Raw genomic sequence first — 11,676 nt, 5'->3', positions numbered from 1 at the left:
ATCTGTACGACATTTCCCGCGAAATACTGACAACTTTCACAATATTTTAATGCTTTCTTAAGATCTCGTTGGACATAATGCCCGCTATTGTTTAAATCATGGTCACTTTTGCCTATTGCAGGCCAAACCACGTACCATGAGATCACAGGAGACGTTATGTCCCGTTTGTTTGTGTGGCGCCATAAGTCTGGTTTCGTGGCAATTATTGGCACGCTACTGAGTGCATTAGTATTTTGCCTAGCCCTGCTGATACTGCCACTGTTGCTACTGGCAGCGGCTGGCGTGTTGTTAGTGTTGAGTCTGTTTGGCCGCCGCTATTTGAAACAACATATGGCAAGGATGCAGCAATATCGTTTTCGTGCCAATAAACGGGATATATATGATGCCAACCCCCATGTGTGTCGCGATCACCCACATCAATGGCACGGCAAGGGGCGGATACTGGAACATCAAGATTAGTCGGTAAGTAATTCCTTTGCTCGTTGTAATGACCGCTGTTCCTCTGGATCTTTGCTAACCGTCAATACCCGTTCTATCTGTTGCACCAGCGATTGCCACAAGGGTTCAATCACCTGTTGCTCCTGTGCATTACCGCGTTTTTTTGCCAACTTCAGCCAGGCTGCCGCTTCCACGACATCAATCCTTGCTAGACTACCATCGGTTAATGCAATGGCCAGTTCAATCATTGCGGGCACACTGTGGCCATAGCGAATGACCTGTCGCAAGTAATTCTCTGCCTGCGACATATCGCTGCCAAAAGCTTGTTCTTGATTCAACATGTGCTGCGCGCGCGCCAGCATGGCATCTAACTGTCCCTGCTCAGCCGCCTCCGCCAGCCATTGCTCACTGGCCGCTGGATCCACCTGACAACCTTCGCCTCTAGCCAACAATAGTGATAGATGATACTGGGCATGAGGATAGCCGCTTTGCGCTGCTTGCCTGATATGCTGAAACGCCGCTGTTAAATTGCCCTGCTGGTAACGAAGTACCCCTAGGTTCGCCATCGCTTCCACATGTTCCTGCTCGGCGGCGGCGGTCAAATATCGCTCGGCCAACACAAGATCGGCTGTTATATCGCCACTGCCAACCAAATAGAAATAGCCCAGCAGCGCCATCGCATCAACAACACCGACCTCAGCCGCCTGGCGGATCAACTGCTGTCCGGCGAGCAAGTCAGGTTTGCCGCTGTACCCATGCAACAGTGCCACACCATGTTCAAAAAGTGCACGAGGTTGCTGCGCAGCGGCCTGAGCAAACCAATAAGCGGCTTTGGCGAGATAGTGTTGTGCCTGTTGCTGTCGTGGCAACGGCTCGGCGTCAGTTATTGCCTGCTCCTGCTGTCTTGCCATCAACGCCTGACTCTTAAACGACATACCCAGCAGATATTGGGCTTCGCTATCATCTTCCATCACCGCACGAAAACACAGATCCCGCCCGCTCAGTTCATCATATTCGTCAAACTGGTACTCTGGGGCTGAGCACTGCCGTAGCAACGGATACACCAGCTCCACCAGTTTCAGCAGATCGCGAATAGCCTTGCGAGCCAATTGCTGTAACTGTACTTGGTCCAAATGGTATTTCTCGGGATGAGCGCCGCGATTACCATCGGCCCGCAGCCGATGCAATAAACGGGTGATACGGACATCGATCAGTCGCAGTCGGTTGAGCTGCTCAATCCGGTCATAAAGATTGGGACTGTCGAACACCACCGCTGTAGGTTCTGCCAGTAGTGCGGTCAGCCGATGCGCAAAGCTTCTGACATGAAGCAACGACTGTGTTGGCACATCACTGACATAACGCTTGGCATTGCGGTATTCTGCGGCCAGAGCCTCCGAGACACCAGCGACGAACTCGATATCGTTCACTCTGGCCCCTGTAATTTAGGCAGACTGACGACTGACCCGGTACAGCCGGAACAGTGCCACGTTGACATACAAACTGATAAAGCCGGTGATGCTTTCTACCACTAACCGCAATATCACTGGCGCATGTTCTACACTTGCAGAAATCACGCTGCCCAACAGTACCAGCGGGAAGTACAGCAACAGCACTAACAATGTGCGACCGGTAACATGTTGACTAAAGACAAAACTGGCTTTAATCGCCTGTAATGGTGACAACCGCTCAACCACCACCATGAAGTTAACGTACGACAGTCGGGCAAACAGATACAAGCTGATCCCTAGGCCAATAACGCCAAGAGGCCCCAATGTGGAAAGTATCACCACCGGAGCAGCAATGGCCATGCCGGAAAATATGCCAGCAACCATCAACCACGGCAAAAAGGGTAAGCTGTCTTTCAACACCGACAAAATGCTGGGCTGATAACCCTCAGTGCGCAATTCCATGAACAGCGTCAGCGAGGCAATCAGCAACGAAAACACCAAAAACAGTAGTAATGCCGCCAGTACATGCGGCGTTCCAATTTGTGGCGCTTTCGGATCCATCGCCGCAAATTCAGCTCCCAACCATAACTGAATACCGACTTGTACCAGCAGAATCGGCAAGGCCAATGCAGCCAGTTGCAGCAGATGGTTGCGGAAAAAATAGAAAGCTTCAGAAAGTATCGCAGACAAGGACATGCAGCATTCTCAACAACGGTGATAACAGTATCAGATTCAACGCTAAGGATACCCAAAATCGCCTGCTAATGCACCGCAGAAATCAAGCGACCGAAGCTTTTGAGTAAGGAAAGCCGTGCATCATCGCGGCGGTTGCGCATAGAATAAGTGCCATTACTAGGATGACAAAGGAATAATCCGAATGAAAGCGCCAATATTAACACTGACCGCCCTGCTGCTGACGCTGCCCGCCCATGCTGGCTTGCTGGATAATCTCAAGTCACAGGTGCAACAAGCAACGGCCAACACAACGACTGCTAGTACCGTGGCTACAGATAACCAAAATACCAGTCTGGTGAGCAATGTAATGTCGCAATTGAATCTGAATCAAAACCAGGCCGAAGGTGGGCTGGGGAGTTTGTTGAGTCTGGCAAAATCCAATCTTGGCACTGCTCAGTTTTCTCAGATTGCTGACACTATTCCCAATGTCGATAGCCTGTTATCCGCAGTCCCGGCGACCGACACTAAGTCGGGCATGAGCGGTTTACTGTCCAAAGCGGGTAATCTGGGGAGCTCATTGCAGGGTAGCGCCATGGTTTATGACGCTTTTTCGAAGCAAGGGATCTCTAAAGACTTGGTCGCCCCAATGGCTGAAATTCTCAAGAATTATCTGCAAAGCAGTGGTGGAGATAACACCGCCTCATTGCTGACCCAAGGGCTCGGCGCACTGCTGTAAAGAGCTATGTTCGGGAACTCAGACAGCACAGGTCATTCTAACGTTTTAGTAATGAAGTAAGGAAATGACAGAATGATAGCCAGACTAAAGCAGTTTTTTAAAGAGTTGCAGGATACCCCAGATCCGCAGCAACTGGCCCATAGCATCAATCTGGCAGCTGCCTGCATGTTGCTGGAAGTGGTATATGCTGACGAACATCTCGACGGTGCCGAAGCGAGTTTGTTGCCACAGCTGTTGGAACAAAATTTGAGCATATCTGCAGAGGACGCCAGCGAATTAATCGATGAAGCGCGCCGAAATCGAAACGACGCAACGTCTTTATTTCAATTCACTTCAGTGGTCAATGAACACTTCTCGCTGGAACAAAAACAGCAATTGGTATTGTCCATGTGGCAGTTGGCCTATGCTGATGGTGAACTATGCCATTATGAAGACCAGATTGTCCGCCGCTGTGCCGATTTACTGTACCTGAAGCATTCGGAGCTGATCCAACTGCGTAACCAAGCCATCGAGCGCCAGCGTCACCATTAGCGCTGGCGCTAAACCAGCTGCCGCGCGGTTTCTTCACCAGCACCCAACATTTTCTCCAGTCGGCTTGCCAGTCCGTCCATCTGCAATCGCAATCTAAAATGTTCGGTCTGCTGTGCCAGCCAACTGGTTCTTTGCGCATCGGTACAGTCATCCCAGTGCAGTGGCAAATATTTTGCCAGCGCTAACACTAACGCCAGTTTGGAAGGGGCTTTTGCTGACGGCGGATCCTCCTGATAGCGCAATCCTGCCACCAACTCATCTGAAAAATACCATTCACTGGCAAGCTGTGCAGCCACCTCCGCTGGCACAACGCCCAGCAGATACAAGCTGATTTCGGCCTGATCCGCCCCCTCAGCCACCGCCGCCTGCACCTGACGCCACTTGATGGGTTCCATCAGTGCCAACAACAACTCACCAATGTTATGTAACAGGCCACAGGTAAAGGCCGTGTCGTGGCGCAACATCGCCCTTTTTCCCAACTCCTGGCAAAAAAATGCAACTTCAAAACTGCGGCCCCAAAATTTGACTAAATCGATGCCATTTACTGGCGGTATCGCAGATGTTACCGCAGAAGCGGTGACGAGGATCCGCAACGGTTGGATCCCCAAACGGATAACGGCTTCTTCAATAGAACCGATTTCACGTCTGCGGCCAAAGCGGGCCGAATTTGCCAACCGCAACAGTTTGGCGCTGATCAGCGCATCGTGGGAAACCTTTTCCGCCAACAGCCCGAGCTCAGCATCGTCATCATTAACAATTTGCAGAAGTTCATTCAACGCTTTTGGTAACCGTGGCAACTGCTCAACTTTTTGGATGATAGTGGTGTTTCCCATGGCGACTTCCCCTCGTTAAAAGTGCGACTTTAACTATAGGTGATCACCGCCAAGTTGCCGGTAGGGATCGTAACAAAGATTAGGAGGCCGCCATCGGTGGCAACGGTGGCCGTCGTAGTTTGAGTTGTAACCATAGCAACGGCAGCAATATCACCATCAGGGTAATGGCGTACACCATCGCACTTCCCAAGGCCACGCCAAGGACCAGGCACATCAAGCTGCTCAGCACGGCCCAAGGACGGTAACCTTTACTCAGCAACCTGACTGCCGCTAGCATCGACAGCAGATAAATCACCACAAAGACACCGTTAGCCCAGGAAATTAACTGATCCAGCCGGGTATCGGTCAGAAAGTTCGCCAGTAGCACCAATGCCATCAACGACAGGATAAACGCTAATGCTCGTACAGGTACGTTATGCTGGTTACGCGGCGCAAACCAACGCGGCGTAATGCCTTGTTCACTGAAGCTGCTAAGTAAACGCGACACACTGGCCGCATACACATTGGTCGTTGCTAGTCCACTGGCAATCCCTAGAATCCCGATGATCTGAGTGCCATACCCACCCAGCAGCGTGTCAAAAGCACTGATCATTGCCAATGGCGCATCAGAAGGCACCAACAGCAATAACCAAGTACAGACTAAGTAGATAGCGCCGACCAGCAAAGTACCGATCATCATTGCAGGGGTAAAATCTTTCCTCGGATTACGGAAATCCGTGGTCAGATGGGTCATGGTTTCGACCCCTAGAAAACTCCAGAAAGCGATTCCCATCGCCTGCAATGTGCCATGGATATTCAGCACTTCCTGTGGTGCCTGATACTGGGTTGCGCGGCTGACCCCGCTGCCAAACATCAGTACCACCACGGCAACAATACACAAGGTCAGAGCAAACTGTGCTTTCGCCGATACCTGAATGCCGCGCAGATTGAGTCCTAAAAGCACTAACAACACCAACAACTCACACGCCAGCTTACCCCATCCCGCAATGGGCACCATCACCTGAAAAAACTGAAAAGTCATCATAATGGCAGCGGGAGCACCAATAGGGACAATCAGCAGGAAACTCAATCCGACCGCCCGGCCCAGCACCCGTCCAAACGCCTGTTCCACAAAAAATGCTGGGCCAGCAGCATGAGGGAAGCGCGCGCCCAGTTGTGCAAATACGATGGTGATTGGAATAATCGCCAACGTCAGCAGCGCCCAAGCCAGCATGGCACCATGCCCCGCCATATTGACGGTCATCTGCGGTAAAATAAATACGCCGGTTCCCAGCAAGGTGGTTGCCATCAACCCTGCACCTTGCCAGCGGCCAATAGTTCCTGAAGTTGGATTCATCTGATAAATTAACGCCGAATGTAATAGCAGCAGTATAGCGATTTCACCGCTGACAATCTGCGTCAATACACCAAGATAAATTCAGCATTGGCCGACAAAATGACGGCTTTGACGACGATATGATGGGACAATTAAGGAATGGATAAATTTGATCAGGCAATTATCACCGCACTGCGGCAAAATGCCCGCAAGAGCGTATCGGCAATTGCCGAAGAGGTCAGCCTGTCACGTAGTGCGGTATCCGAACGCCTGAAAAAACTGGAACAGAATGGCGTGATCCGCGGTTATCAGGTGTTACTCAGTGAATCACAAAAAGACGGCGTAAGTGCTTACTTTGAGATCCAGCACCAGTGTCGTAACTGCGCCGATATCGTGCACCTGTTTCAGGCGGTACCGGAAGTGGTCACCTGCCATGGAATTTCCGGGGAAATGGATCTGTTGGTTTATGTCAGAACACCGTCCATGCAGCGGCTTCACGAAATCCGTGAAGCCATCGATGCCAACCCAGCGATCAGCAAAATCAAGACCCATGTCGTCATGAGTGAATGGATCAATAATCGCCAAGAATGAGCCACTGACCTTAACACATATTACGCTGATGACTGCGGCGTTGGCTACGCAAGGTCACCAACTGTTGTGCCAATTGCTGCATCAATAACAGTTGCTGTTGCTGTCCGGCATTCAGCACTGTGGGCGGCACACACTGGCTGAGCCTACTGCCAATACTGATGATCAACTCCTCCCCCTGGCTGAGTTCCTGCTGGGTGGCTTTGACAAATAGCAAACGATAAGCACTGAAAAACAGTGTCACCATCACCCCATCGTCCCACGCTTCAGCACTCAGTTCTTGCTCAGAACCGGCCAGAGCGAGCACCAGATTGCACACAGTATCGATCGAGGTAGCACCAGTGAGCAACTGACGTACTATCGATTCGGTCTGCAACTGGGCACTGAGTTTTTCCGCCAATTGCGCCCTATGCCATTGCTGGCCGATAGCAGGAATAAGTGCCATGATTATCTATATAGCTTATATTTCAAAGGGATAATATTAAGTCTGACGCTCAGGTGATTCAAAAATACGCTACCCAGTAGCGCCATTCCTTGATAATAAGATGAGCTTGCGTGTTCATTAGTTAACTCCATCACTCTATTGGCAAAAGGGAGGAGGTGGAACCGTAACAGATCCGACACAACTTTTTGCTGATATTCCGTGGCGTTTCCTTCCGCCATTGAGCCCAGCAAATAACTTAATACAGCAAACATCAAACCAATGTGATCGACGGGCTCATTACTGGTAAAAGTCAGTTCTATATTATGGTCGCTATAGAACTTAGATAGTGCTTGGGTAGAGGTATCATTGAGAAGTTCGTTTTCACATAAATAGACGGATCCCCAAGGCGCCGCTAAAGGCGTATCAGGGCCGCAAAATAAGCGGGTAAAATCGAGCCGTAAAGCCAACGTTTCTGCGTCGCTTCCTGTCCAACCCTCAAAAAATGACGCTAAAGCAGCCTTGCCTCGCTGTTCCGCGACTGAATCAGTCAAACAAGGCCACTGTTCAGCTAAAGCATCAAGTTTGAATGCATTAACAGTTTTACCGTCAGGATCGACCAATATTATATGCTGCAATATATTAGCTATAGCTTGATATTGTTGCAGTTCTTCCTTACTCAGTGCCTTACACATGTTGTTATTTTCCTTTCTGAAAATAAAACCAGGGCGCGCATCACGCGCCCTGTAAACCATTACACTTCAGCTTCATTCAACACTGAACCGCTACCAGAACCCGCAGGCTGCGCTTTAGAACCTGCCTTAATCAACAAGTTTGGATGGGTGATCGATGCCGAAGGTAGTGGCGCGATATGAGCGTCACCGTCGCCATATTTCGCCCGTAAATTCTCCATAGTGTCAAAGTCCAAGGCTCTTAATGGACATGCTTCAACACAAACAGGCTTTTTCCCTTCCGCTAAACGGTCATAACAACCATCACACTTAGTCATAACTTTGCGTTCAGTATCCATTTGAGGAGCATCATATGGGCAGGCCCGAGAACAACTACCGCAGCCAATGCACAGTGATTCTTCAACCAGTACCAAACCATCAGCTTTCCGTTTATGCATAGCCCCCGTCGGACAAGCCTTTACACAGACGGGACTAGAACAATGGTTACAGCCCACAGACACGTAGTAAGCAAAAACGTCCTGCTCATATGAGCCATTACCATTTTCGCTCCAAACACCACCACCATATTCATACACCCGGCGCCATAGAATACCTGGCAGATTGGCCACACCATTGGTTTGAATATCATCTTTGCCACGTAACTTGCCGACCAGACGGTCTTTGCAAGCAATATGGCAAGTTTTACAACCAGTACATTTACTGTTATCGAAATAAAATCCGTATTGAACTTCTTCGGTCATTTTGGGTTACCTCTGTTATGCCTGCTCAATCTGTACGCGGTTAGTGTGTTGTGGATTTCCTTTAGCCAACGGGCTTGGTCGATGTGACGTAATGCTATTAATGCACCCGCCAATATCCACGTTGTTTTGACTTGGATCTGGTTCAAACCAAGCCCCCTGAGCCAAAGAACAAACACCAGGCATAATTCTTGGTGTAATCTTAACTTTGGAAATAATCGTTCCACGGTCATTGTATATTTTGACGGAAGCGCCATTAGTTAGACCACGATTCTTGGCATCCACCGGGTTCATCCATACTGCATCCTCAACTGCCTCACGTAGCCAAGGAATATTATGGAAGGAGGAATGCGTACGTCCTTTGGTATGATGACCGATGATCTGCAATGGGTATTTTTCAGCCGTTGCACTGTCTTCATAACCGTCCCAAGTGACGACATATTTAGGTAGCGCGCTAATCACATCACCGTCTTCCAGAGTCCAGCTAGCAGCGATTTCAGCTAACTGTTCTGAATAGATTTCAATCTTGCCACTAGGTGTTGCCAGTGGATGACCTGCTGGATCCGCCACAAAGGATTGCAGTGCGATTGAATTGGTTGGCTTAGTGATCTTGTAGATGCCTTTTTTCACCATATCAGCATAGGCAGGCAACTCTGGATGTTTAGTACGGGATGTTTCATATACGTACTCCACCCATTCATCATAGCTACGACCTTCAGTAAACTCATTTTCGAGCCCCAAATTAGCAGCAACGTTTTTACAAACATCAAAACAGCTCTTAACGTCTGCGATAGGTTTCACGGAAGAAGTCATTGCAATGATCGTTTCCATATCACTGCCCGTATTACACACAATATCGTGCTGCTCCAGATCCATGACATCCGGCAGCAAAATATCGGCAAACTTAGCCGACGGGGTGTACTGCACATCATGCACCAGAATAAACTCGCACAGGGTGTCATCGGCAAGAATTTTAGCTGTTTCAAATGCTTGGGAGTGCTGATTAATTAATGTGTTACCGGCATAGTTCCATATAAACTTCATGTCAGCACCAAGAACATCAGCCCCTTTAACACCATGCTCTAAAGCCGTCATGTTCTTGCCATTGATGATAGCTTCGGTCCAAGAGAAACAAGAAATAGACTCTTTAACGCTGTTGGTACCAATAGGCAATGTTCCTAAAGATGTTGAAGCAGTACCTGGCCAGTTACCGGTATTGGTACCCGCAATACCAAGTTTGCCAAGAAGAATTGGTAACATGTACACAGCGCGGATGCTTTGCTCACCGTTGGCCTGTCGCTGTATTCCCCATCCCATGGAAATAAAAGGGTTGCTGGCAGCAGCGAGTTTTTCAGCAAGACTGATTATTTGTGCTTCTGAAATCCCGGTAATACTGGAAGCACGTGCCACAGTCTTCGGTACACCGTCTGTAGTACCCAGAATATACGACTTGTAATCACCGTTTGCTGGCGCAGACTCAGGCAGGGTGCTGGCATCGTAACCAACGCAATATTGATTCAAGAAACTTTCGTTTACCAACCCATTGTTGATTAAGTGGTATGCAATGCCTTCAACCAGAGCGGCATCTGTCCCTGGACGGATCGCCAGCCAGGTACTTTCTTTGCCTAAAGCGCTTTCTGAGTATCGTGGATCAACGATGATCACTTCTTTACCTGCGCCAAACAGGCTGTAATCGTAGGCGCCGCCGGTACCACTCATCCGGGTTTCTGATGGGTTAAAGCCGAAAAATACCAATAGATCAGCATTTTTCATTTCCGTATAGGTACTGGACGTATAGGAACCATACGTATAAGGCGCTGCATAAACAATTTGCGCAGCACTATAGGTGCCGTACTGGTTCAGAAAACCACCCGCAAGATTTAGCAACCGTTTGGAAGATTCACGCCCACCGGCACGGAATTGGTTGGTACCTGATGCATAGTTCCAATACACGGATTTGTTACCATAGGCGTCAATAATTCGCTTCAACTCTGACGCAATGGTTGAGTAAGCTTCATCCCACGTAATACGGACAAAATCACCATTACCACGAGTACCAACGCGTTTCATTGGATATTTGAGACGATCTAATGCATAGATCTTCTGCCGGCTAGAACGGCCACGCAGACATGCCCGCGCTTGCTGCACGCCCCAACTATCATCTGTTGTATCGTCGGTTTCTATATGAGTAACAATATTGTCCTGACTGAACACTTTCAGAGCACAGGAAGCCGCACAGTTACATGTACAGGATGACCAGTTAATGGCTTCTTCAGTGGTTGGCTCGGAAGGCACCTCTTCCACATCTTTTGAACTGGAGTTACAGCCGGTCACTGTGGCAGCCGCACTCAGCGCCGCGCTCATTTTTAAAAAACTTCTACGTTCCATTTGTATTTAAACCTCGTCTATTTATAACGTTGGCCTAGGGCAGTTTGTAGCTGAAGCTCAACATCAGCAGGTGGGCGTTATAGTTGTGATCCAGTTTGCCTAGGGTGGTCAGGCCGGTAATAGCATCCACGGCCACCTGAGCATCGTCGGTATCGTAGTAACGTTCATAGCGGTAGCTCAGCTTGAATCCCATCTGTTCGCTCAGGGCATAACGGCCATACAGCTCCAGACTGTGGCTGAAGTCGTAATAGTCACCGTAATCACTGCTATCAATGGCCGTGTTGCTTTCGGAGTTCGCAAACAGGTAGTCACCGCCCACCGTCAGTTGGGTCGACCAACGGTAGCTGAACCCGGCACCAAGGTTGATGAAGCGGTCTTCTATCCGCCCTTGCCAATCTGCTGTTGCAAAGTGGGAGGAACCCGCCATGTCGGAGTTAATCCATTGCTGGCTGGCCAATGCGTACACATGCCAATCTGCAGTGGGGTCAAGCGATAGATTGGCGTCGTAGCGGTAGTCTTCTGAGGCCGATAGTCCTAACTCGGTATGCTGGTAATCGTCTTTGGCATAACGCAGATTGATATCCAAGGTCAGCCAGGACAACGGGGTATGGCTAAAGCTCAGTTCCGCGCCGTAGCGGTTGTGGTCAGCTAGGTAGTACTTACGCAGCAGTGGATTTTCGTCAGGAGCGGTGATGCGGGAAGCATCATATCGAGAACCATCACGGCTTTCATAAAGTGCTTTGACGCCTAAATAGCTGATCCGAATACTGCTACATTTTCGCGATGCCGTGTCCGTTGCCGGGGAAAGGCGAAACGGTTTCCATAAAATGCCATACCTTGCCAAGAAGTTCCCGCATGTTTCGGCAACTGTGAT

The 11,676-nt window shown here is 49.4% G+C and carries 13 protein-coding genes; 4 read left to right on the top strand and 9 right to left on the bottom strand.

Going from position 1 to position 11,676, the window contains the following annotated elements:
- The first annotated feature begins 156 nt into the window (after positions 1–156).
- Positions 157–459 carry a hypothetical protein gene (locus tag J3L11_RS14820; protein WP_207571521.1) on the top strand — a complete coding sequence of 101 codons (303 nt, stop codon included), beginning with the start codon at positions 157–159 and terminating at the stop codon, positions 457–459.
- Here J3L11_RS14820 and J3L11_RS14815 read toward each other — a convergent pair.
- Positions 456–1,865, bottom strand: coding sequence for a DUF4145 domain-containing protein (locus tag J3L11_RS14815; protein ID WP_347566516.1), 1,410 nt, complete (start codon positions 1,863–1,865; stop codon positions 456–458). The genes J3L11_RS14820 and J3L11_RS14815 overlap by 4 nt on opposite strands.
- A 15-nt stretch (positions 1,866–1,880) precedes the next feature.
- On the bottom strand, positions 1,881–2,582 hold the full coding sequence (locus tag J3L11_RS14810; protein WP_207571520.1) for a hypothetical protein: 702 nt from the start codon (positions 2,580–2,582) through the stop codon (positions 1,881–1,883).
- A gap of 181 nt (positions 2,583–2,763) precedes the next feature.
- Between J3L11_RS14810 and J3L11_RS14805 the strand changes: the two genes are divergently transcribed.
- Both J3L11_RS14805 and J3L11_RS14800 read left to right on the top strand, forming a co-directional pair.
- Positions 2,764–3,297 (top strand): DUF2780 domain-containing protein, encoded by a 534-nt coding sequence (locus tag J3L11_RS14805; RefSeq protein WP_207571519.1) that lies wholly within the window; start codon positions 2,764–2,766, stop codon positions 3,295–3,297.
- 72 nt (positions 3,298–3,369) lie between these two features.
- The gene (locus J3L11_RS14800; RefSeq protein WP_207571518.1) at positions 3,370–3,828 is read left to right on the top strand and encodes a TerB family tellurite resistance protein; all 459 of its coding nucleotides are present in this window, start codon (positions 3,370–3,372) and stop codon (positions 3,826–3,828) included.
- An 8-nt stretch (positions 3,829–3,836) separates the two neighbouring features.
- On the opposite strand, the gene J3L11_RS14795 is transcribed toward J3L11_RS14800, so the two are convergent.
- Both J3L11_RS14795 and yjeH read right to left on the bottom strand, forming a co-directional pair.
- Positions 3,837–4,661 carry an HDOD domain-containing protein gene (locus tag J3L11_RS14795; protein WP_207571517.1) on the bottom strand — a complete coding sequence of 275 codons (825 nt, stop codon included), beginning with the start codon at positions 4,659–4,661 and terminating at the stop codon, positions 3,837–3,839.
- Positions 4,662–4,740: 79 nt separating this feature from the next.
- On the bottom strand, positions 4,741–5,997 hold the full coding sequence (yjeH, locus tag J3L11_RS14790; protein ID WP_207571516.1) for an L-methionine/branched-chain amino acid transporter: 1,257 nt from the start codon (positions 5,995–5,997) through the stop codon (positions 4,741–4,743).
- Between the two features lie 138 nt (positions 5,998–6,135).
- Here yjeH and J3L11_RS14785 point away from each other — a divergent pair, with 138 nt between their 5' ends.
- Entirely contained in the window at positions 6,136–6,567 is a 432-nt protein-coding gene (locus J3L11_RS14785) for an Lrp/AsnC family transcriptional regulator (protein WP_133040026.1), read from the top strand.
- Between the two features lie 10 nt (positions 6,568–6,577).
- Here the strand turns inward: J3L11_RS14785 and J3L11_RS14780 are convergent, their stop codons facing one another.
- The 5 genes from J3L11_RS14780 to J3L11_RS14760 are packed head-to-tail and all read right to left on the bottom strand — an operon-like array spanning position 6,578 to position 11,562.
- Positions 6,578–7,009 carry a hypothetical protein gene (locus tag J3L11_RS14780; protein ID WP_207571515.1) on the bottom strand — a complete coding sequence of 144 codons (432 nt, stop codon included), beginning with the start codon at positions 7,007–7,009 and terminating at the stop codon, positions 6,578–6,580.
- 2 nt (positions 7,010–7,011) lie between these two features.
- Positions 7,012–7,680 (bottom strand): molecular chaperone TorD family protein, encoded by a 669-nt coding sequence (locus J3L11_RS14775; RefSeq protein WP_207571514.1) that lies wholly within the window; start codon positions 7,678–7,680, stop codon positions 7,012–7,014.
- Positions 7,681–7,739: 59 nt separating this feature from the next.
- The gene (locus tag J3L11_RS14770) at positions 7,740–8,417 is read right to left on the bottom strand and encodes a DMSO/selenate family reductase complex B subunit (RefSeq protein WP_207571513.1); all 678 of its coding nucleotides are present in this window, start codon (positions 8,415–8,417) and stop codon (positions 7,740–7,742) included.
- A gap of 15 nt (positions 8,418–8,432) precedes the next feature.
- Complete coding sequence (locus tag J3L11_RS14765; protein ID WP_207571512.1) at positions 8,433–10,802, bottom strand: DMSO/selenate family reductase complex A subunit; 2,370 nt, start codon at positions 10,800–10,802, stop codon at positions 8,433–8,435.
- Between the two features lie 34 nt (positions 10,803–10,836).
- Positions 10,837–11,562 (bottom strand): MtrB/PioB family outer membrane beta-barrel protein, encoded by a 726-nt coding sequence (locus tag J3L11_RS14760; protein ID WP_347566517.1) that lies wholly within the window; start codon positions 11,560–11,562, stop codon positions 10,837–10,839.
- Between the last annotated feature and the right edge of the window lie 114 nt (positions 11,563–11,676).

This window comes from Shewanella sp. 4t3-1-2LB (assembly GCF_017368415.1).
Classification (GTDB): Bacteria; Pseudomonadota; Gammaproteobacteria; order Enterobacterales; family Shewanellaceae; genus Shewanella; species Shewanella fodinae.
The sequence above is the reverse complement of the archived record's forward strand: the minus strand, read 5'-3'. Positions and strand labels throughout refer to the sequence as shown.